The sequence below is a fragment of the Fibrobacter sp. UWB5 genome (assembly GCF_002210295.1).
Taxonomy (GTDB): domain Bacteria; phylum Fibrobacterota; class Fibrobacteria; order Fibrobacterales; family Fibrobacteraceae; genus Fibrobacter.
In genome coordinates this window covers 156,429-178,198 of sequence record NZ_MWQH01000005.1, presented here as the reverse complement: position 1 = coordinate 178,198, position 21,770 = coordinate 156,429, and the positions used below count along the sequence as shown (strand labels likewise).

Genomic DNA, 21,770 nt, shown 5'->3' with positions numbered 1-21,770 from the left:
ATATATACAAAAAATCGGGGTCAATTTCCGTAATTAAAGGCGAAAAACCATAAAAAATGCTACATTCAAGTGTGAAAACTAAGGCAAGGCTGAAAACCTTTTACCTGAAACTTGATACTTATATGAAAGACAACTGCAAAAAGATCAGAGAATTGCTGTCTGCGCAGGCGATGGAATTCGCCCTCGACGAAATGGCGGCAAAGCTTGCCAAGATGCATCCGACTGCCGATGACATGGTGGTGCTCGGCATGGCAAGCCGCGGAATCCCTCTCGCTAAAAAGATTTGCGAGCGCTTAAGTCAAAAGTTTAACAAGACTGTCCCGATGGGAAGCCTCGACGCGACCTTCTACCGCGACGATTTCCATTACCGCACCCACATGGGTTCTAGCGAAATGCGCATTACCGAAATGCCTGCCACAGTCGAAGGCAAGACGGTAATCCTCGTGGATGACGTACTCTACACGGGTCGCTCGGTGCGTGCAGCCATGCAGGCAATCCTCGACCTCGGACGTCCGGCGGCTATCCGCCTTTGCGTGCTCGTGGACCGCGGCCATCGTGAACTTCCGATCGCGCCCGATTGCGTAGGACTTACGGTCGAGACCGCACAGGACCAGGAAGTCCGCGTGCAAATTGAACCGATTGACAAAGAAAATTCTGTATACCTCGTAGCGGTGGAGGGATAACGTGAGCGCACTTCAGATCAAGCATTTGTTCGGACTTCAGGGAGTATCCAAGTCCGATATTCGTACTATCTTGGATAACGCCAAGCAGTTCCGTGAAATTTTGGAACGCCCGGTCAAGAAGGTCCCGAGCCTTCGCGGCATGACGGTGGTGAACCTGTTCTTCGAGAACAGTACCCGCACCCGCACGAGTTTTGAACTGGCCGAAAAGCGCCTCTCTGCCGACACGGTGAATTTTGCGAGCTCGAACTCCAGTGTGAAGAAGGGCGAAACGCTGGTCGATACGCTCCGCAATATCGAATCGATGAAAATCGATATCGTGGTGGTCCGCCACAAGGGGACTGGGGTGCCCAAGTTCCTCGCCGAACACAGCAACGCCATTATCGTGAATGCCGGTGATGGTGCCCACGAACATCCGACGCAGTCCCTCTTGGACATGCTCACGGTCGAAGAAAAGCTGGGAACGCTTGAAGGCAAGAAGGTGGCAATCGTTGGTGATATCCGCCACAGCCGCGTGGCCCGCAGCAACATCTGGGGCATGACCACCATGGGTGCTCACGTGACGCTTTGTGGTCCGAGCACGCTGGTGCCGCGCAATACCGAACTTCTGCAGTACAAGGAACTCGCCGGTAGCGTCTCTTGGGAAACCGATGTCTACAAGGCTGTCGAAGACGCCGATGCCGTGATTGCGCTCCGCTTGCAAAAGGAACGCATGGATGACGCCCTCCTCCCGAGCATGCGCGAATATCGCAACTTCTTCGGCATTACCGAGAAGGTTCTTTCTGAAGCCAAGGACAAGGTCATCTTGATGCACCCGGGTCCGATCAACCGAGGCGTTGAACTGGATAGCGATATCGCTGACGGTGAACATTCCGTGATTTTGGATCAGGTGACAAATGGCGTTGCCGTGCGTATGGCGGTGCTTTACCTTTTGGCTGGAGGTCGTGCAAATGAAAATGCATAAGGAATTGAATATCAAGAATCTCGTCCTCAAGAATGCTAAAGTTTGGAACGGCAAGTCTTTTGAAGATCGTAACGAAGTCGCTTTTGAACAGGGAAAGGGCTTAGCGACAGAGGAATTTGATTGCAACGGCGCCTTGGTAATGCCGGCCTTGTTTGGCTTGGGCGTTGACTTTATGGAACCGCTCCGCGACGACGTCTATACGTTTGCAGACGGCCTCGATGCCTTGCACCGTGGCGGTTTTTGCGGCGCCTTGTACGAAAGTGCCGCCAATCCGATTGACGATGCGGACAAGCTTTCGGCAATGAAGTTCCGCGTGAACTCTCCCGATTTGGAATACAACTTTGCCAACCGTTTCGACATCAAGTTCCTGGGCGCCTACAGCAAGGGCTTCGGTTCCGATAGCCTCGCCGAAATGATGGAACTTGCCGAAGACGATTCCGTCGCCGGCTTTGGCGATGGCGGTGAAGCGATTCCTTCGACACGTTTTATCCGTCTTGCCATGGAATACGGCAAGATGACGGGCAAACGTTTCTTCTTCCAGCCCATGGACAAGTCGCTGCGCAAGCATGGCTGCGTTCATGAAGGCGCCTACTCCGACATGCTCGGCATGAAGGGCATTCCGCGTATTGCAGAAACCATTGCTGCCCATACGGTGCTTGAAATGGCCCGCTTCTTGCAGGTGCCGGTGCACTTTAAGCAGGTGACTTGCGGCGAAACGCTCGACTTGGTTCGCGAAGCCCGCAAGAAGGGTATCGATGTCACGTGCGATGTTGGTCTGTACCACTTGCTTCTGGATGATTCTTGCTTGGAAACTCTGGATTCCGCATACCACATTCTGCCTCCGATTCGTTCTGCTGCTGACCGCGAGGCTTTGTGGAAAGGCATCGAAGACGGTACGGTGAATGCCATCAGCATGAACCATACGCCGGTGCTTGGACAAGATACCGAAGTGAACTTTGAAGATTCCGTGCCGGGTGCACTCTCTCTCGAAATCGCTCTCCCTGCCATTTGGAAGGAACTGAGCGCTCGAGTGGGCGAGGCTCGCGCGATTGAACTTCTGTCGCTTGCTCCTGCAAAGTTGGTCGGAGCGAAGCCCGCTTTTGATGGCAATCAGAAGATGTCGAATATCGTGATTCTCGATCCGAACAAACCGCACGAAGTTTCCAAGAAGGATTTTGCTGGCCACGTGAGCAACTCTCCGTTGCTGGGCAAGATTCTTCCGTCCTCGATTCTGGCGACCTTCGTCAGCGGTGTGTGGACCAAACTCTAAGGGTTCTAGATGCAAGGAATAATACAATGGTTATCTGCTTGGCTGCCTGAATGGCCGCCCAAGTTACCGCCCGACCCGCGTTATCTGGTGTGGGTGGCGATAATCGTTTTTTTGTTCTTTGCGTTGTTTGCCCTGTGGGAAATCCATTGCATTAACCGTCGTCGTGAACACGAAGAAATGTTTGGAACCCAGACGTTTGATGCTCAGGTATCGGAACGCGGTTTTTCTGACAAAGAGATCAGGACTTTGGACAAAATAATCAGAACGTCGTCCTTTGAAAATAAGGATGCCATTCTGAATTCGTCAGGTCTTTTTGAACAGGCTGTTTCTACGTTCTACGATGTTCGCAACGTCTTCAGTGTCCGTGACGAAACCGTGGAAGCCGTAGAGCGCTTGCGCAACAAGATGAACTTCACGGCATCTAATCCTTTGTCTGAAATCTATTCGACAAGACAGTTTAATGTGGGCGACCGAATTGACATAATCCCTGAAAACGGGACCTTGATCAAGAGGTCCGAAATTATCTGGCGAACCGAAAAGGAATGGGCAATCTCTTACGACGGTAGCGATGGTCCTGCAAGTTCAATGGTTGGCCGAAATATCCGCATTCGCTGGACTCGTCCGGACGATGCCATTTATTCGACCATGGTTCCAATACGCCGTCTCGACGACTCTGCAAATTTTGTTTTACCTCATTCTGCATCCCTGGATAAGCGTCAGCTGCGTCGATGGGTTCGTGAACAGGTCGCGTTCCCTGTAACGGCCGTGTTCGAAAACGGTGAAACCCTGTACGGGACTTTGCTCGACCTTTCCGCTGGCGGTATCATGATTGGACTGCCCAAAGAATGCTATCCGGGCCAGCACATGCGCATCCAGTTTGAGCTCCCGAGCTTCGGCGACGAAGACGTGGAAATTGAGATTTTGCGCAATTTAGGCCAAAGAAACCAAGATTTTCCCAATTACTATTGCCTTACAGCCTCTTTCCGTGGTAAGTTCGGTTGGACCCAGGAAAGGGTGCTTCAGTATCTGTTTGAGCTAAGCAAGTCCAAAAAAGAGACGAAAAAGTGGGTAAAAGAGGTCTAAGTAGTTCATTTTCAATGACTTAGATGAATTTTTCGCTTGACATTCTCCTTTTATAAAGGTAGAATTAGTAAGGAAATGTTTTACAATCGGAGTTAACTTTGGCTTTAGGATTGATTTCTAAAATCCGTGGCATGCGCGAGACCGTCGGTATTGATGTTGGCCATTACAGCATCAAGTACGTAAAGGTCTTGCATGGCGCGAGCGGAAACAAGATTGTTTTGGATGCCGACCTGGAACGCGTGCCGGATGGATGCATCGTAAACGGTGAAATCCAGGTGCGCGAAGGGGATGCCCCGACCGATCAGGACGGTAAACGCGAAAAGGATGGTGCAGAACTGCTTGCCGAAGCAATGGCAAAGCTCTTGATCCGCCATCCGATTGACGATTCCTGCGAAATTGTCGCTTCGGTGAACTGTGGAGCCGGCGCCGGTGGTGTGCTGGTGGATCGCGTGTCGGTCAAGGTCCCGAAAAACGGAAACGAAGCCGCTATTATTCTTCAGACCGCCCAGTCCCGTCCTCCCTTCGATGACCAGGACAACGTGATCGACTACGAAATCTATTCTCGCGAAGGCGATGACGTCAAGGTGAACGTGGTGGCTGCAAAGAGTGCTCTTTTGGACTCCTGGGCGCAGTTCTTTAATCGCCGCGGGCTCAAACTGTCAGCGCTGGATGTCGATATTTTTGGCTTGCTAAATGCTTACGTTGCAACGGTAGAAGACTCCGAAAAAGACAAGACCGTCGCAATCTTCAATATCGGCGAAAAGAAGATGAGTGTTGCCTTTGTTCAGGATGGCCAGTTCCATTCGATGCGTGCCATGGCCGGTGGTTCGTTGGATATGGTCATCAGCAAGACCTGCATGAACTTGGGCATTGATTCTGAAAAATGTCATGAAATTTTAAGCAAGGGTGACCTGTCCGTGGTGGACGGTTTCTCTGAAGCAGAAGTCGAAGCAGCGCTCCGACTGGCATACGAGGACCTGATGGCGCAGATCGATATCGGTATCCGCTACTTCTCGTCTTCGGAAGATTCTAAACCGCTCGACAAAATCTTGTTGGGCGGAGGCGGAGCCGCCGCCCCTGGTCTAAGGGAATTTGTCGCGGAACACGCAAGCATTGAAACCGACACGGTGAACCCGTTCAGGCTCGTGCCTTGTGATTCCAAGGTTTTCGGCGAAGGCGGACTTTCTATTGCCTTGTCTAATATTTATGCCCCTGCGTTGGGCTTGGCGATGAGGAAATTCTAATGGCGTCTACGAAAAAAGAAACCACAAGAAATGCCTTGGCCATTTCCATCAACCTGCTTCCTCCGGAATACCGCAAGAAGCAGAAAGACTTTACATGGATAACGGACCGTCGCATTATTTGGCCGACAGTTGGCTTGATTGTCGCAATTGTCGCCGTGCTCATGTTGCAGACCTATATTAACGAAACCATTAGCGGGCTCAGCCAAGAGTTGTCGCGCGTTCAAGAAGAAGTGGAACGCGAACGTCCGCTGCTTTCCAAGATTAGCGACCTCGAACAGAAGCAGGGCGTGATCAACACGAAGATCAACGCACTCAAGTCTATTCAGGTGAGCAAGAAACGCTGGGTTATTTTGTTCGAAAACATCTCGTCTGTGCTTCCGCCGAACATGTGGATCACAAGCATCAACCAGATGGGAGAATTCGATCTTGAAATGCGCGGTGTCACTTACGACTTCTCGGAAGTTGCCGAATACATGGTGAAACTCGAGAAGCAGGTGAGCATCGAGTCGGTTTCGCTGGTGACCATCTCGACCTCGAAACAGGAAGGGAAAGAAGCCTATAATTTCACCATCAAGGTAATCCTCAAGCGGGACCTTGGCCTTGGGGAGGGTGATAATGGGTAAGATAGATCTTAAAGACAAACGAAACGTATACGCCATAATCGTGTGCTTATTGATTATGGCGGCCGCACATCTAGTGTATAACTATATGTGGGATCCGTTTACCTATCAGCGCGAATCCTTGGAACGCGATCTCCAGTCGGCTCAGGCAGAATTGGATAAGATCAACGCCAAGAAACATCGTGTGGCTGAACTCGAAATGCAATTGGCCCAGGCCGAAAAGGATTTCGAAAAGCTGAAGGAAATGTTCCCCGAAGAAGAAAAGGTGCCGCTGCGCTTGCAGGACCTTTACGCGGTGATTCGTAGCTCCATGGTGCAGATTCAGAAGTTCAATCCTGAAGGACGCGCCGAAAAGGAACACTACATCGAAAACCGTTACTCGATTGCAGTCAATTCGGGCTACCACATGCTGGGTTACCTGTTTGCAGAAATTGCAAACTTCAATTACCCGACTGCCATTACGAACCTTCGCTTGAACCGTTATTCGGGTATCAAGGCCGAAGTCGAAAAGTCTGAAACTCACGGCTGGACACCGATCACCATGTCGGTCACGTTCAACCTGACAACGTACACATCTAAGAAGGTGGGCAAATAATGAAAATGAAGATTCTTCTTTTGTTGCTCGCCTTTACGGCTTTTGCAGGTGCCGCCCAGATCAAGGATGTTCGCTTTAATTGCGACGCGAAGGGCTGCCAGGTGGTATTTGCCTTTACGTCCGAAAAGAACTTGCCGACGTTCTTCCAGAAGTACGATGCTTCTTCGAAGAAGTTGACGGTCGGTTTCTCTGAAACGACATTTGCTCTTGGTGAAGGCGGCTACGATGTCGATGCCAATTCCAAGTTCGTGAAGTCCATGAAGGTCTTTAAGGATGCCTACAAGGGCATGGCCTTCTTGAAGATTGAAATGGATGTGGGCGCTGCCATTACTTCTGACAAGAACGAAATCGCTTTGGACAAGTCCAACTTCTTGATCAAGCTCAAGAGCAAGGGCGGTAAGTCCTGGACGCTTTCGAAGCTTTTTGCTGACCGCAAGAAGGCCGCCGAAAAGCAGGCCGCTCTTGACAAGAAGGCCGCAGAAAAGGCTGCCCTCGAAGAAAAGAAGGCTGCAAAGAAGGCCGCTCTCGAAGAGAAGAAACGCTTGGCCGAAGAAAAGAAGGCTGCCGAAAAGCGTGCGCTTGAAGAAAAGAAGGCCGCCGAGAAGCAGGCCCTCGAAGACAAGAAGGCTGCGGCAAAGGCTGCTGCCGAAGAAAAGAAGCGCATTGCAGAAGAGAAAAAGCGTTTAGCTGAAGAAAAGAAGCTTGCCGCCAAGCAGGCTCTCGAAGAAAAGAAAGCTGCCGAGAAGGCCGCTCTCGAAGAGAAGAAGCGCTTGGCCGCTGAAAAGAAGGAAGCGGAACGCCGTGCTCTTGAAGAAAAGAAGGCCGCGGAGAAGGCTGCTCTCGAAGAAAAGAAGCGTCTCGCCGAAGAAAAGAAGGCTGCTGAAAAGGCCGCTCGCGAAGCTGAAAAGCTGATGGCCGAACAGCAGAAGCAGATCGACAAGGCAATTGCTGAAGGCGGTGCCATTTCGGCCCTGCTCCCGAAGCTTAAGGAAATGACGGTCCTGATCGGTTCCGGCCTGGAACAGTTCCGCATTGTCGCCGATGACAACATCGTCATGCAGAATGTTTCTAGCGTCGACAAGAACAATACCATTACGATTGGTCTTGCCGGTCCGCAGAAATCGCCTGTATTCAGAATCGGTGCCGGTTCTATTGTCAAGTCTGTGACCTGGGGCGCTAACGGTCTCAAGGTGCAGTTGAAGAATTCTGTACAGCCTGCAGTTCTTGTGCAAGACGGCGTGCTTGTCCTGCAGATTGCCGAAAAGGGAATCAACAAGGATGGCTTTATGTTCTGGTCTGCACAGCCCAAGGGCATCTTCATTCGCGACTGGATGAAGTCTGCAGAAGAAAAGCCGAATTTCGATACCTTCGTCAAGAATCTTGACAAGGGCAGCAAGAAAATTATTTCGGGCTCGCAGACGTTCCACCTGCGTCCTGTCGTCCGCGAACTGATCGTGGTCGCCGACGAAACGGAATTCTACGCCGCCCCGAATGAAAACTCTCAGGTGATGCAGCGCCTTGTGTTTGGCGACCGTCTCGTGAGCCTCGACATGAAGGGCCTGTATCGCAAGGTGCAGTCCGGCAACAAGGTCGGCTACGTCGACCGTCGCGCTGTCGGATTCTTTGATGAACTTTCCTCTGTGCAGGAAGAACGCCTGAAACAGGTAGACAAGGAACGTGGTACAAACCTCACGGCGAATGCTCCGCAGATCGGTAGCCAGCTCGATGGCCTCTACGAAGACCGCGTGACTTACAGTTCCTTTGGCCGTCGCGATCCGTTTGTCGAAGTCGACGGCTTAGTCGAAGAAGGTATCAATATTGACCAGGTCGAACTGGTGGGTATCATTTGGGAATCGGATGTGCCGGTTGCAATTCTTGTTGAATCCAAGAATCCGTCTATCTCGTACACCGTCAAAGAAGGCGACAAGATTCTCAACGGTAAAGTACTTAAAATCACACAAACTGACGTTCTCTTCCTGATCCAGGAATTCGGGGTGAGCCGTCGCTACTCCATGGGTCTTCCCGATAAACTTGGGGGTCAAAAGTGAAAAAGATGACAAAAATCCTTACTGTTCTTCTCTTGGTGGTGGGTCTCACTACTGCATGGAGTGCTCCTGCCGAAGGTACGGTGCAAACCCCCAACAAGAAATTGTATGACTTCAGTTTCGTCGACATGAACTTCGAAGCCGTGTTTAGCTCTGTCTCCGTGATTGCCGGCGTGGACATTATCCTTGCTCCCGAAGTCAAGGGTAAGACAAGCCTCAAGGTGACCAAGAAGACTTGGCAAGAAACGCTCGACATCGTTTGTAGCATGAACGACTTGACTTGGATCATCGAAGACAAGTACATCTTGATCCAGCGCTCCAGCACTTACCAGGCAAAGCAGAAGAAGATTGCCGATGAAGAAGCTCAGGCCGAACAGAATGCCCCGCTGGTCCGTAAGAACTTCCAGGTGCACCACGCTAAGGCCGAAGAACTGGTGAAGGTGCTCGAAAGCATGAAGTCTAACCGTGGCCGTATTACGACGGTGGAACGCACGAACTCGATTATCGTGTACGATACCGACGGAAAGATTGAGCAGATGGAAAAGGCTTTGACCGAACTTGACGTGGAAACGCTCCAGATCATGATTACCGCCAAGCTCGTGGTCGTGAACAGCGAACGTGCTCGCGAACTCGGTGTGGACTGGACCGCAAGAATGGGTACCACTGCCTTGACTCCGGGAACGGTTACGACCCCGCAGGGTAGCGGTGCAGGCGACAGCCGTACCAGCGCAGCCATTCATTCTTTGCCGAATGGTGGTGCTTCGCCGGCAGTGGGCAATGCTACGACTGCTATTACCGCAAGTTTGCTGGACAACAACCTGCAGATTGCCATTTCCAATATCATGGGTGATGCATCTACTGAAGTGCTTGCCAGCCCGCAGGTTTCGACTCTCGACAACACCGAAGCCCAGGTCTTCATGGGCGACAAGGTTTCTATCCGCGTGATTGACGATAGCGGTGAATCTTCGACGCAGCTCGTGGAAACCGGTATTAAGCTCACGGTGACTCCGCACGTTTCTGGCGACAACCGCATTTTGCTTGACCTCCACCCCGAAAACAACTCTTACGGCTACGATGAAAAGGGCCAGGTGGTAATCAGTACTCAGGAAGCCAAGACCAAGGTCGTGGTGGCTGATGGCGAAACGGTTGTGATCGGTGGCCTTACCCGTAACGAAAATACCGAAAGTGAATCTGGTATTCCGTTCCTCAAGGACATTCCGCTGCTCGGTAACCTCTTCAAGTACAGCCGTAAGGCTGTCACCAAGCGTGACCTGATTATCTTCGTGACTCCGCGTATCATTCGCAACTATGTGGGTTCTGTGGAACTCTCTGAAGCTTCTGCCGATGGCAAGGGCGTTCCGGCTGCCAAGAAGACCGAGACGACGACCGAACCGACTGATAGCGAAACTCCGATCGTGGAACCGAAACCGCAGCCGGCTCAGGAAGCCCCGAAGGCTGAATCCGAAGAACAGGCTCCGGCAGCTCCGGCCATCGAAGAAGATGACGGCGGTTGGAACTAATCTGGTTCACAGAGCTTAGAACTTAGAGCTTAGAAAAAAGCCTCGAACTTTGTTCGAGGCTTTCTAAGTTCTACCAACTAAGTTCTAGCGAGCTATCTCACCACGAGGGCGGCGAGGGCAAGTTCCTGGCTTGTCACGGTCCAGCTGGAACTCTTGAATTCGTAATTGAGATCGGCGAGGCGGCGAATCACGCGACACAGGAGCGGCTTGCCCCAGCGGCGGCAGCATTCGGCGGCATTGCCCTGCTTGCAGAACAAGAAATAGTTCTTGCCTAATGCCTTGGCGGCGTCTTCGGCGCTCATCTTTTTGGCGGTGAGCGACATGAAGTTCAGCAGGTCGATGGAATGGCTGTAAAGCGCATTCACGAGGCTGATGGCGTCGGCATTCTTGCTGCTGTTGTTGTAAAGGAATTCGTGAAGCTTGCGGGTAAAGCCCACGGCGTCTCGCATGCCGAAGAAATTCAGGATTTCGTAAGGCGGGATTTCGCGGCGGGGCATAATCATCGTCTTCACGAGATCGTAGGTGAATTTGGCGCAGTCGGGGTCGTAGGTAAGGACCTTTTCCAATTCTTCGCAAACGAGCTTGGTGTCGGTGCCCAGGGCATCGGCCAGGTACTGGCTGGCGGCGGGCTCGATCGGCTTTCCGAAGTGGGCGGGTACGTTCGATGCAATCCATTCCTGCATCTTGTACTGCTTAGGTTCTTCGTACTTTTCGATTTTGCCGACTTTTTGCAGAATCTTGTAGAGTTCCGAAGTTGCGCGGAGTTCGTCAAAATCGAGCAACAGCTTGCAATCGGGGGCGTCTTTAAGCCAGCGGGCGAGTGCCTTGGATTCATCGGCCTTCATGGCGTCGGCATTGCGGACGACCACCGCCTGTTCCGGCGCAAACATCGAAACGGCGCCGCAGCTTTCCATAATGAGCCCGGCGACCGACGGAATGTTCGTGTCGGTGGCATACACGACCTGCTTGGAAAGCGGGTCGTTCTTGCGGTCTCCAAGGGCGTCAGTCAGGAACTTGTCGACCTGCTTGTCCTTGGAAAACTGGTCTTTGCCGATGAGGGCGAGAATCATAGCTTACTTGAAGTCGACGATTTCGAAGCGGTTCTTGCCCCTGGGGGTCACGACTTCGACAATTTCACCCTTCTTTTTGCCCATGAATGCGGAACCCATGGGGCTCTTGAAGCTGATTTTGCCGTTCATCGGATCAACGCCTTCGGGGCTTACCAACTGATAGACGACTTCCTTCTTGGTAGCCAGATTCTTTGCGGTAACAGTGGCGCCAAAGCGGACCTTGTCGGAGTTTGCGTCGAATTCAACGATAATTGCATTGGAAATCTGGTCTTCCAGCTTGGGAATTTCCAGGTCGATATGAGCCAGCATTTCCTTGGCGGCGTGGTATTCTGCGTTTTCGCTCAGGTCGCCTTGCTTGCGGGCTTCTTCCATTTCATCTACAACGCGGGGACGTTCGACCTTTTTGAGGAAGGTGTAACGTTCAACCAATTTGTCGTAAGTTTCTTTAGTACAGGGTGTTTTAGCCATGCCTTTAAATTAGAATTTTTTTGTAGAGCGGAATCGCGAGGTGTTCAACATAGTCGCTTTTTTGCTATAATTTAGGGCGTAAAAAACAATAGGAGATACTATGTACACTGTATTGGAAAAAGGCGGCGTTTGCTCCCCGAAGGGCTTTACCGCATCTGGTATTTGTGCAGGCATTAAGGCCAGCGGTAACGCTGACATGGCTCTTTTGAAGAGTGAAAAGGCTGCACGTTGCTTTGCCGTGTTTACAACGAACAAGGTGAAGGCTGCTCCGGTGCTTTATGACAAAGCCGCTCTTGAACATGCCCACTTTGCTTCTGCTGTCGTGGTGAACAGCGGTAACGCAAACGCCTGTACCGGCGAACAGGGCCTGCGCGATGCAGAACGCATGGCTGTCCTTACCGAAGAAGCCTTGAAGCTTACTCCGAAGAGCGTGCTCGTTTGCAGCACCGGTGTGATCGGCCACCTGATGCCGATGGACAAGATTGAAGCCGGTATTCCGAAGCTGGTTGAAAAGCTCCACGCCGACGCTTCTGAAGAATTTGGCCGCGCCATTCTGACGACTGACCTTGCGCTCAAGAGCCATGCCGTTGAAATCCAGACCGAAAAGGGTGTGGTGACGATTGGTGGCGCCTGCAAGGGCTCAGGCATGATTCACCCGAACATGGCTACGATGCTTGCCTTTATTACTACTGACCTTGCTTTGCCGATCGATTTCTTTGCTGAATTCCGCGCCGATATCGCCGATTCCTTCAATGCGATTACGGTCGATGGCGACACCAGCACGAACGACACTTGCATTCTCTTGGCTAACGGCATGAGCGGCCTTAAGTACGAAGACTTGACGCTCACCGAACAGGGGGAATTCCGCGCCGCATTGATGCTCGTGATGAAGGAACTTGCCAAGGATATCGTTCGCGACGGCGAAGGTGCAACCAAACTGATTGAACTTTGCATTGAAAAGGCCGAAAGCCACGAAGAGGCTTTGCGCATGGCCCGCTTCATTGGTACGTCTAACTTGGCCAAGTGCGCTATGTTCGGCGAAGACCCGAACTGGGGCCGTATCCTCAGCAGTGCCGGTTCCAGCGGTTGCAATATGATCGCCGAACAGACGGACCTTTTCTTTGGCGACGTGCAGGTGCTTTCTAATGGCCGCCCGGTACAGCTCGACGAAGAACAGACCAAGGCTCTGCGTGCGGTAGTCCGCCAGCGTGAATACAAAGTAACGCTCGTTCTTAACATCGGGCACGCTAGCGCTAGCGCATTTACTTGCGACTTGAGCTACGACTACGTTAAGATCAACGCTGAATACACAACCTAAGACCGCTCGGCTTGTTGGTTCCGCTTGTGAACGGAATTCTTGTGAAAATCCTGCCTTTTGGCGGGATTTTCTTGTATTTTTAGGAGAAACAAGAGGATAAACATGGATAATTTCAACTTTTACAGCCCCACGGAATTCGTATTTGGCATGAACCGCGAAAATGAATGCGGTGAACTCGTTAAAAAGTATGGCGGCACCAAGGTGCTGATTCATTACGGTGGGGGCTCTGCGGTGCGTTCGGGCTTGATTGACCGCGTCAAGGCTAGCCTCGATGCGGCTGGTATCCCGCATGTGGAACTCGGCGGCGTGAAGCCGAACCCGCACGATTCGCTCGTGTACAAGGGCATCGAGATTGTCCGTGAAAATGGGATCGATTTTATTTTGGCGGTGGGCGGCGGCTCTACGATTGACAGCTCCAAGGCCATTGCCATGGGTGTTCCTTACAAGGGCGATTTCTGGGACTTTTACGAAGGAAAGGCTTCAGCTGCATGTGCGCTCCCGATTGGCGTGGTGCAGACGATTGCGGCTGCCGGTTCCGAAGGTAGCGGCGACTCCGTGATTACCAAGGAAGACGGCATGCTCAAGCGCGGTGCAAGTAGCGAACATATCCGCCCGAAGTTCGCGGTGCAGAATCCGGCGCTCCTTTGCACGTTGCCTGCCTATCAGACGGCCTGCGGCATTACCGACATCATGGCGCATGTGTTTGAACGCTACTTCACGAATACGCTCGAAGTGGAAATTACCGACCGCCTGTGCGAAGCGGTGCTTTTAACGATGGTGAAGGAGGGGCCGCGCGCCATTGCCGACCCCGCCAACTATCAGGTCCGTGCGAACATCATGTGGGCGGGGACGGTAGCCCACAACGGCGTTGTGGGCTGCGGGCGCAGTCAGGACTGGAACAGCCACGCTATCGAGCATGAACTTTCGGCGCTTTACGACTGCGCCCATGGCGCGGGTCTCGCTGTCATTATGCCCGCCTGGATGGAATATGTGGTAGACCACAACGTGATGCGCTTTGCCCAGATGGCGACCCGCGTGTTTGGCTGCCAGATGAATTTCGAGAACCCGAAGGCGACCGCCCTCGAGGGCATCAAGGCTTTCCGCCGTTTCTTGCATTCCATCGGTATGCCGATTAATTTTGCAGAACTCGGCGCGAAGGAAGAAGACATTTCGAAGATGGTTGAAAAGCTGAATCCGGGCGATGGCTGGGGATTCGTGCCGCTCAAGGCGAAGGATGTGACCGAGATTTACACCATCGCCGCGCACGCCTCTCTCGAATAGCTTGCAGTTTGGTCTAGCGTATGAAAGCTTTATTCATCGGCGGTACAGGAACCATCAGCATGGCGATTACGCGCCTTGCGGTGGCTCAGGGTTGGAAACTGTACCTGCTTAATCGCGGAAACCGCCCCGCAGAAGACATTCCTGCGGGAGTCGAAATCATTCAGGCAGATATCAACGACGAAGCATCCGTTGCTGAAAAAATCAAGGGCATGCAGTTCGATGTCGTCTGCGACTTCATCGTATTTCACCCGAGTGCGCTCGAACGTGATTACCGCCTGTTCAAGGGTAAAACCAAGCAGTTCATGTACATCAGTTCTGCGAGCGCCTACCAGAAACCGCTTTCGGATTACCGCATTACCGAGGGCACGCCTCTCGCGAATCCGTACTGGGAATATTCCCGCAACAAGATTGCGGGGGAGGAATTCCTAATGCGCAAGTACCGCGAGGAAGGTTTCCCGATTACGATTGTGCGCCCGAGCCATACCTACGATGAACGCCACATTCCACTGGGTGTTCACGGCAAAAACGGTAGCTGGCAAGTTGCAAAGCGCATGCTCGAAGGCAAGCCTGTCATCATTCACGGCGATGGTACGAGCCTTTGGACCATGACTTTCAACACTGATTTTGCCCGCGGCTTTGTTGGCCTGATGGGCAACGTTCACGCCATCGGTGAATCGTTCCAGATTACAAGCGATGAAACGCTCACCTGGAATCAGATTTACAAGGCAGTTGCCGATGCGCTCGGCGTCGAACTTAAGCCTTACTATGTATCTTCACAGTTCCTTGCAGACGTAAGCGATTACGACTTGCTGGGGAGCTTAATTGGCGACAAAGCGAATTCCGTGGTGTTTGATAATTCCAAACTCAAGCGTGCTGTGCCGACTTTCCGTACCGAGGTCCGTTTTGACCAAGGAATTCGCCGCACTATCGACTATGTGCTAGCGCATCCGGAATTCCAAAAAGAAGATCCCGAATTCGACGCTTGGTGCGATAAGGTGATTGCGACGTTGGAAACCGCGAAGAAATCTCTGCAGTAATATTGAAAATAAATCGCGCGCTACTTGCGCGAAAGTTCTACGGCGTAATCGGCGGCGTTCACGAAGTCTTGCGCATGTTCGATGGCAATGACTGTGTGGCCCGCTTCGGTGAGACCACGAATCAGGTCGAGCAGGTGCTGGATGTCCTTTTGATGGAGACCACGGGCGGGCTCGTCGAAAAGGAAAAGCGTGTTCGGAGCCTTCGCGCGAGCGAGGGCGATGGAAAGGCGCAAGCGGGCGCGTTCACCGCCGGAGAGGTGTGTCGTAGTCTGCCCGAGTTTCAGGTAGTCGAGTCCCGTATCTACAAGCGGTTTGAGCTTGTCGGCGAAAGGCTTCATGTTAATGAACAATTTGTAGGCGTCGCCGACTTCTAGGTCATAGATGTCGGCGATGGAAAGCGACTTGAAGCGGACTTCGAGAATTTCGTCCTTGAATCGCCTGCCAAGGCATACGGGACATTCGGATTCTTCGTAGCCCGCGGGGTCGAGGATAACGCCTTCGCCCTTGCAGTTTTCGCAGCGGCCTCCGGGGGCGTGCGTCGCGAACTTGCTGGCGGTGTAGCCGCGGACCTTACTTTCGGGAAGTTTTGCGAATAGGTCGCGGAGAATCGTGTTCAGGTTGATAGCCGAGGCGACGGTACTGCGTCGGTTCCCGTGGAAGTCACCTGTCGAAAGAATCGATAGCGCCTGAATGCCGAGGCTTTCGAATTCGCCTTTGGTAGCACGCGGGGCGAGGTTCCTGAAGAAAATCGTGGACTTGCCGCTGCCGCTTTGGCCTGTGATAACGCTGAACTTTTGTACCGGGAAATGTGCGGTGACCGGCTTCATGTCGAACATTGCGAAGTCTTCGACATCGATAGTCGCTGCTTTCTTTGCGGATGTCTTTCCCGACTTGCCCTTTGTCATTCCCGGCTTGACCGGGAATCTTCTTTTCTCGTCGAGCAAGCGGATCCAATTCCCTGTGGGCGATACCGGATTGCCAAGAACTTCTTTCGCGGTTCCTTGCAACAATATTTCGCCGCCTTTTTCGCCGGCGCCAGGACCCATTTCAATAATCCAGTCGGCTTTCTTGATGAGGGCTGGGTTATGGTCAATAAGGACGAGCGTGTTTCCGCGGGATTGTACCTTCTTGAGGACTTTCCAGAGGGCTTCGACGTCGCTCTGGTGCAAACCGCTGGCGGGTTCGTCGAGGACAATCAGGAGGTTGTTCAGGTGCCCGGTGCTGAGGCTCGAAAGCCGAAGTCTTTGGACTTCGCCACCCGACAGGGTGGCGCCTGCACGCCCTGCCGTGAGGTAGCCGATATCGAGGTCGACAATCGCCTGAATGCGGTCAATTAACGTGCGGAAGGCGGGCTGCTGCTTTGCCGTCAGTCGATTGTCGAACAGGGCGTGCAGCCGGCTTTCGAGTTCCGCGAAAGGCGTGCTTAAAATGTCTTGCCAAGTGGTACGGATTTTGCGCGGTTCATTTTTGTGACAATCGCTGCTTTCTCCTTCGCTTGAAATGCTTTCAATCGCCGCGTTCAAAAAATTCTGCTTGAGTCTAAGTCCTTTGCAATCAGGGCATTCTTCGCTGTTGTCGCCGTCTTCGATGATTCCGGTGCCGCCACATTTTTCACAAACGCTCGTGCGGGAATACGGCGACAAGTCTTCTGGTGCGAGCGGTCTCGAAAGCTGCGCTCCATGTTCCGGGCAGCGCGGCACCGTGCTGAAAAGTTTGCGGCTCCCGTTGATGTCTAGAATCAATTCGCCGTGCGTGAGCTTCAAGACTCCATCGACTGCTTCGGCAATGCGGGTGCGCGTGTTCTCGCGGACAATCACGCGGTCCACGACAATAAAGAATTCCTTCGGGACAATCTTCTTTTCGTTTTCAGTCAAGTCGGCAAGCGAATAGCTGACATCATCTGCCATGGCGCGCGTAAAGCCTTGCGCCAGGAACACCGCTGCCAGCTTGTCGAGACTTGTTCGTTTCTCAACATCAATCCGCGCAAAAAACTGCAGCTTACTCCCTTGCGGCAAACTCGCAATCTCGCGAATCATGTCTTCGCGGCTCATGCTTTCCATGGGCTTCCCGCAAACGGGGCAGGCGGGCTTTGCGTATGCCGCAAACAGGGCGCGCAAAGTTGAGTCGCATTCGGAAATGCTTAAGGCATAAGCTTTCGCGGGAGTTTCTCCGTGGCTTGGCCCAACGGCAAGGCTTGCGGGTAAGCCTTCGGCGCTATCCAGCGGAATAATGCGCCTGCCGCCCAGCAATTCGGCCGCAAACGGCGAAAGCGTTTCCAAGTAGCGGCGCTTGGATTCCCCGTGCAGGGTATCAAGCACAAGCGTTGACTTTCCGCAGCCCGAAGGCCCGCATACCACCGTTATCTTGCCCAGCGGGAACTGGGCGTCGATATTCTTCAGGTTGTGCAGCCTGCAGCCGCGAATGGAAATAAAGTTATTCAACAATCACCTTTTGCAGTTTCTTTCCGACACGAATCAGGTATGTTCCTGCTCTCGGTACGGCAATCTGCATATAGCCTTTTTGTAGAGCCCCTGCAGAAACCGTTTTGCCTTGCATGTCGAACAGGGCATAGCTTGCGTACTCCTGAACGTTCGAGAGCAAAATCGTTCTACCAGAAACTTCGAGCGAGAAATTGAAATCCGTGTTGTGCTGTAAGACAAAGTCTTTACCCTTGCTGCTAGAAGATTTTGCGCTACTAGACGACTTGTCCTTTGATTTCGAACTAGAGCTAGAAATTGCGCTAGAACTGGACTTTGCCTGCGAACTGGAGGAATCGACTTTCTTGCTGCTAGAAGACTTACCCTGATCGCCGGAGCTAGAACTTGCCGGAACGCTGGAACTGGATTCTTCTTGCGAGCTGGAACTTGCGACAACTGGGGTCGGCTTTTCGTTGAATATGGGGTAGCCGTCGTTGCGGGTCCAAACGCCGCTGTTTTCCTTTTGGCTGTTCGACGTGTTCAGAATATTGACGAACTCATCGCTCTGCATGGATTCCGTGTTCATGGGAGTTATAGCGACGCGTGCTGAATACATACTGACTTTGTCTGCGGTATCTCGAACGAAGGAGGAATCGTAGAAAATACTGGTGGTGGTATCTTTAAACTTGCGATATTCATAATATTCTACGGGCTCGATGGGGCCGACATAAGCCCCCTTTACAGGAGCCGCATTATAGACGTTTTCGTAATAGTTGTTGTAACTGTATTTTCGACCGACAATGCCGCCTGCTGCGGAATCGGACTGTATTTCGCCCCAGTTATAGACATTGATGAAATTATTGTATTTCGCATAGCCGACAATGCCGCCGGCATAGGCGTTCTTTCCGCTGGCCGAAACCGAAGCTGTATTCGAAAGGACATTCAGATCGGTGTGATCTGCAAATCCGCATATTCCGCCTACATAACTTGTGGTGGAGTCTTTTTCGGTTGCAACCGCTGTAACTTCGCCTTCGTTAAAGGCGTGGTTGATGCCGTTGTCTTGGCTAGACAATCCGGCAATTCCTCCAACATAAGTCTCCTTTGAACTGTATGTAGGACCACGGTGGGCTTTAATTTTCCCGAAATTGCGGACGTTTTGAATGTTTCCTGCTCCTTGTCCCAAAATACCTGCGACAACAATGAATCCTTCGATATCGCCCTTGTTTGTACAAGAATCAACATCGATGCCTTCTAGTCCATAAATTCCGCCAGAAAGAATTCCTGCAAATCTTACATGGACCCATCTGGCAGAAGTTGTGTCTATAGCCGAAATGTTGCCCTCGTTTGTAGAATTCTTGACGGAGCCCTCAAGAGCGATTCCTCCAATCACGAGTGAATTCTTTTTAGCGATGCTATCGGCGATGTCTACCTTGATGGAGCCCAGATTTACGCTTGAATCAATAGTTGCTTTTCCACTGGAGATACCTCCAATCCTAACGACCAATTCACTTTTGGTATAGTTGAATGTAATGTTGCCTTCGTTTCTGGAATTCTTGATAGTTCCGCCACTATTTGCGATGCCTGCAATTTGCATATCCTGTACTTCGGCTGTACTTTCACTGATGCTTTCGCTGAAAATGTTCCCCTTGTTGATGGTATTTTCTATCACACCGGAGTTTGATTGGACAATTCCTGCAAGATATACCGAATGTGTGTATACTAAAAATTCTGTGTTTCTGTCATAGGGATGACTGATATTTCCGTAATTTGTGACATTCTTGATCAATCCTGCATTGTAACCTGCAAAGCCTATGACTGACTCGGCGTATTGGGTTCCTTTTGTAAAATCACTGTAGTTTTCACAATTTTCGATGACGCCCTCTTTTTTATTGTTTACAACAAAACCATATATCTCTTTTGCTGTGGAATCAACAATAGCATTACGGATAGAGCTGTTTTGAATAGTGCCTTCGTTGTCGTAAGCGAATGCGCTGGCTTTGTCGGTATTATATCCACTTGATGGATTCATGAAGAGGCTTACTAAGTTGACATTGCGGATAACCGCCCCTTTTCCAACATCACGGAACATCCTGCCGTTTAATCCATAAATGCTGTGTCCAGCGCCATCGAAAACATTGTTTTTGTGGAGATATCCTGTCATGTAGTTTTCGGGTAAATACTTTGCAGTGTCTTTAGCCAGGTAAATGTCATTTGCAAGAACGGCGCGATCAATATAAGGGTTCTCGCCGCTTGTTCTGTAGCGCGTGTTCATAATATACCATGCATATTCACCGGGGGTAGAAATCACCTGGTAAAGCGAAGAATCCTTGTGCATCTTCAATACGGGTTCCTCGAATTCCCCGTTCCATCCGATAACAGGCGTTTTTTCTGTGGGGTTGTCGTTAAATACGACAAGGCTTGAATCGGTAATGGTGTTGGAGTACTTGGCGAAAATAGTCTGGCTATCCGTAAATACGGTTGTCTTGGTCACGGGTGTGCCGATAGAGTCTACCCAGCCTTGGAAATAGCGGCCTTCTTTAGATACCGCCAGCGGAATATCTTGCAGATGTCCCTTAGAATCGGTATAGGCCGTTTTCACGTAAAGGCTGTCGTCAAGCAATATTTTTTGAATAGGTAAATTGTCGGAATCGGCAAAGAACGGATAAGAACCGTTTGTTGTCCATAGGTATGGTGTGAAATAGAAACCGTCAAAACTGTGGCCTACAAACGGCGTTCCATTTTTAACGATATCATTGAGCTTGCTTGCGAATTCAACGGTTTGCATGTCCTTGGTCGACATGCCGCGCATTTCCCAGTTGATCATGTCGGCGCTGTCTTTGGCGATAGGCTGAAAGCCGGGCACCTTGGTTGTATCATAGAAGCCGCCGATCACTTGGCCGTAGTTGATGGCGATGATACCGCCTGTAGACTCGCTGCCGTTGGCGTTTTCGGTATAAGAGATGGATGAACCGACAATCGTGAAGTTTCGTCCGCAGAGACCTCCGACGTTGCCGCCGTCGATGGAGCCCCTGTTGATAGACGCTACGACGCTGCCGCAATCACCGCCGATACCCCCGGCATAAAGAGATCCTGTTACGGAACTTTCGTTAATGTTTTGCGTGCCGCCGCCTTTTCCGGCAAGGCCACCTGCAATTCCGCCCTTGACTGAGCCTTTGTTGATGCTGTATTGGACTTTACCCGAACCGGTAATGCCTCCGACAAAAGAGGTATCCCACTCTTGAATTTTGTGCGTGTTTGTGATGGAACCCGTGTTTTCGCAGAAATCAGAAGCACTGCCGTAACCGACGATTCCGCCGACTCGCTTTGCCTTTGCTGTAATCGTTCCGCTGTTCTTGCTGTTTGCGGCAAGGCTGTCTTCTCCGGCAATGCCTCCGACATAGACATCTTGCATCTCGGTGTTACCGGAAACGGAGATGTTTCCGGAATTAATGCTGTTGCTATTTTTTTTGCTTTCGCCGACAATGCCGCCAATGTAGGCATCGATGTCGTAAATCTTTGCGACGATTTCACTGGAATTAGAACAGCTGTCAGTAGAACCGGTCAAGTCTCCGACGAGCCCTCCAAGGTGAGCCCTTCTGAAAATGGTGGCTGACGAATCTTCGAAGTGAAGCGCGTTTTCGACACTGTGTATGTTGATGAGGTCTGCTTTTGCCGAGCCTGCAAAAAAGCCTGCATAAAAATAGTCGTGCTGATTGGAGAATTCGCTCTTGTAGTTCAGCGTAGAATGGGCGATGGTCAAGTCCCTGGCAGTGCCGTTAAAGGACTTGAACAACCCTAGCACGCCGCTCTCGGATGTGATGTTCAAGCCGGAAATCGTATGGCCGTTTCCGTAAAATACGCCGTTGAAGTTTGCGATGGGTTTCCATGCGGTTTCGGAAACGCTTATGGAGTCTTCTCCAAAAACGAGGTCGCTTGCAAGTGTCAACGTGATTGTCGGAACTTCGGCAAGGGTGTCGAGCTGTTCTGCAAGCCCCGCGAGTTGTTCCGGGGTAGAAATCTCGCATGCGTAAATGCCGTACGCGGTTATCGCCTCTTCATTGCACGAGGGCTTTTCGGCCTTGCCGGTCCATGCGGCAAGGCTAGAGGATGCTGCCAGAAGACAGATTGAGCTGTAAATCTTTAAAGAACTCATGATTT

General features: G+C 51.6%; 16 protein-coding genes. 12 read left to right on the top strand and 4 right to left on the bottom strand.

Features of this window, described 5'->3' with window-relative positions:
* The first annotated feature begins 122 nt into the window (after window positions 1-122).
* The 9 genes from pyrR to B7989_RS09020 all read left to right on the top strand — a co-directional run bounded on the left by pyrR (window position 123) and on the right by B7989_RS09020 (window position 10,021).
* Window positions 123-683: a bifunctional pyr operon transcriptional regulator/uracil phosphoribosyltransferase PyrR gene (pyrR, locus tag B7989_RS09060; RefSeq protein ID WP_088628264.1), complete on the top strand. Its 561-nt coding sequence runs from the start codon at window positions 123-125 to the stop codon at window positions 681-683.
* 1 nt (window position 684) lies between these two features.
* The gene (locus B7989_RS09055) at window positions 685-1,644 is read left to right on the top strand and encodes an aspartate carbamoyltransferase catalytic subunit (protein ID WP_088628185.1); all 960 of its coding nucleotides are present in this window, start codon (window positions 685-687) and stop codon (window positions 1,642-1,644) included.
* A complete protein-coding gene (locus B7989_RS09050; protein ID WP_088628184.1) occupies window positions 1,631-2,914 on the top strand; it encodes a dihydroorotase in 1,284 nt (427 codons plus the stop codon). Before B7989_RS09055 ends, B7989_RS09050 begins: the two co-directional genes overlap by 14 nt.
* Window positions 2,915-2,923: 9 nt before the next feature.
* Window positions 2,924-3,997, top strand: coding sequence for a PilZ domain-containing protein (locus tag B7989_RS09045; RefSeq protein ID WP_088628183.1), 1,074 nt, complete (start codon window positions 2,924-2,926; stop codon window positions 3,995-3,997).
* 98 nt (window positions 3,998-4,095) lie between these two features.
* Window positions 4,096-5,241 (top strand): pilus assembly protein PilM, encoded by a 1,146-nt coding sequence (pilM, locus tag B7989_RS09040; protein ID WP_088628182.1) that lies wholly within the window; start codon window positions 4,096-4,098, stop codon window positions 5,239-5,241.
* On the top strand, window positions 5,241-5,864 hold the full coding sequence (locus tag B7989_RS09035) for a PilN domain-containing protein (RefSeq protein WP_088628181.1): 624 nt from the start codon (window positions 5,241-5,243) through the stop codon (window positions 5,862-5,864). The genes pilM and B7989_RS09035 overlap by 1 nt, the downstream gene beginning before the upstream one ends.
* A complete protein-coding gene (locus tag B7989_RS09030) occupies window positions 5,857-6,456 on the top strand; it encodes a type 4a pilus biogenesis protein PilO (protein WP_073317822.1) in 600 nt (199 codons plus the stop codon). The genes B7989_RS09035 and B7989_RS09030 overlap by 8 nt, the downstream gene beginning before the upstream one ends.
* Entirely contained in the window at window positions 6,456-8,504 is a 2,049-nt protein-coding gene (locus tag B7989_RS09025; protein ID WP_088628180.1) for a hypothetical protein, read from the top strand. Before B7989_RS09030 ends, B7989_RS09025 begins: the two co-directional genes overlap by 1 nt.
* Before the next feature lie 5 nt (window positions 8,505-8,509).
* On the top strand, window positions 8,510-10,021 hold the full coding sequence (locus B7989_RS09020) for a secretin N-terminal domain-containing protein (RefSeq protein ID WP_233144348.1): 1,512 nt from the start codon (window positions 8,510-8,512) through the stop codon (window positions 10,019-10,021).
* 92 nt (window positions 10,022-10,113) lie between these two features.
* Here B7989_RS09020 and holA read toward each other — a convergent pair whose 3' ends face one another.
* Both holA and greA read right to left on the bottom strand, forming a co-directional pair.
* Window positions 10,114-11,091, bottom strand: a complete 978-nt coding sequence (holA, locus tag B7989_RS09015; protein ID WP_088628179.1) for a DNA polymerase III subunit delta — start codon at window positions 11,089-11,091, stop codon at window positions 10,114-10,116.
* A 3-nt stretch (window positions 11,092-11,094) separates the two neighbouring features.
* Window positions 11,095-11,559, bottom strand: coding sequence for a transcription elongation factor GreA (gene greA, locus B7989_RS09010; protein WP_088628178.1), 465 nt, complete (start codon window positions 11,557-11,559; stop codon window positions 11,095-11,097).
* A 100-nt stretch (window positions 11,560-11,659) separates the two neighbouring features.
* On the opposite strand from greA, the gene argJ reads away from it, so the two are divergent.
* The 3 genes from argJ (at window position 11,660) to B7989_RS08995 (ending at window position 15,195) form a co-directional block, all read left to right on the top strand.
* Window positions 11,660-12,877 (top strand): bifunctional glutamate N-acetyltransferase/amino-acid acetyltransferase ArgJ, encoded by a 1,218-nt coding sequence (argJ, locus tag B7989_RS09005; protein WP_072797135.1) that lies wholly within the window; start codon window positions 11,660-11,662, stop codon window positions 12,875-12,877.
* 102 nt (window positions 12,878-12,979) lie between these two features.
* Entirely contained in the window at window positions 12,980-14,158 is a 1,179-nt protein-coding gene (locus B7989_RS09000; protein WP_088628177.1) for an iron-containing alcohol dehydrogenase, read from the top strand.
* A 20-nt stretch (window positions 14,159-14,178) separates the two neighbouring features.
* The gene (locus tag B7989_RS08995; protein ID WP_088628176.1) at window positions 14,179-15,195 is read left to right on the top strand and encodes an SDR family oxidoreductase; all 1,017 of its coding nucleotides are present in this window, start codon (window positions 14,179-14,181) and stop codon (window positions 15,193-15,195) included.
* Between the two features lie 20 nt (window positions 15,196-15,215).
* Here the strand turns inward: B7989_RS08995 and B7989_RS08990 are convergent, their stop codons facing one another.
* Both B7989_RS08990 and B7989_RS08985 read right to left on the bottom strand, forming a co-directional pair.
* A complete protein-coding gene (locus tag B7989_RS08990; protein WP_088628175.1) occupies window positions 15,216-17,636 on the bottom strand; it encodes an ABC transporter in 2,421 nt (806 codons plus the stop codon).
* Entirely contained in the window at window positions 17,629-21,765 is a 4,137-nt protein-coding gene (locus B7989_RS08985) for a hypothetical protein (protein ID WP_088628174.1), read from the bottom strand. Before B7989_RS08985 ends, B7989_RS08990 begins: the two co-directional genes overlap by 8 nt.
* Between the last annotated feature and the right edge of the window lie 5 nt (window positions 21,766-21,770).

Excerpts from the sequence above, each read along its gene's own strand:
- holA (WP_088628179.1), bottom strand. The coding sequence starts at position 11,091 with ATGATTCTCGCCCTCATCGGCAAAGACCAGTTTTCCAAGGACAAGCAG.
- B7989_RS08985 (WP_088628174.1), bottom strand. The coding sequence starts at position 21,765 with ATGAGTTCTTTAAAGATTTACAGCTCAATCTGTCTTCTGGCAGCATCC.
- B7989_RS09000 (WP_088628177.1), top strand. The coding sequence starts at position 12,980 with ATGGATAATTTCAACTTTTACAGCCCCACGGAATTCGTATTTGGCATG.
- B7989_RS08995 (WP_088628176.1), top strand. The coding sequence starts at position 14,179 with ATGAAAGCTTTATTCATCGGCGGTACAGGAACCATCAGCATGGCGATT.
- B7989_RS09050 (WP_088628184.1), top strand. The coding sequence starts at position 1,631 with ATGAAAATGCATAAGGAATTGAATATCAAGAATCTCGTCCTCAAGAAT.
- B7989_RS09045 (WP_088628183.1), top strand. The coding sequence starts at position 2,924 with ATGCAAGGAATAATACAATGGTTATCTGCTTGGCTGCCTGAATGGCCG.
- pyrR (WP_088628264.1), top strand. The coding sequence starts at position 123 with ATGAAAGACAACTGCAAAAAGATCAGAGAATTGCTGTCTGCGCAGGCG.
- B7989_RS09025 (WP_088628180.1), top strand. The coding sequence starts at position 6,456 with ATGAAAATGAAGATTCTTCTTTTGTTGCTCGCCTTTACGGCTTTTGCA.
- B7989_RS09020 (WP_233144348.1), top strand. The coding sequence starts at position 8,510 with ATGACAAAAATCCTTACTGTTCTTCTCTTGGTGGTGGGTCTCACTACT.
- argJ (WP_072797135.1), top strand. The coding sequence starts at position 11,660 with ATGTACACTGTATTGGAAAAAGGCGGCGTTTGCTCCCCGAAGGGCTTT.
- B7989_RS09035 (WP_088628181.1), top strand. The coding sequence starts at position 5,241 with ATGGCGTCTACGAAAAAAGAAACCACAAGAAATGCCTTGGCCATTTCC.
- B7989_RS09030 (WP_073317822.1), top strand. The coding sequence starts at position 5,857 with ATGGGTAAGATAGATCTTAAAGACAAACGAAACGTATACGCCATAATC.
- greA (WP_088628178.1), bottom strand. The coding sequence starts at position 11,559 with ATGGCTAAAACACCCTGTACTAAAGAAACTTACGACAAATTGGTTGAA.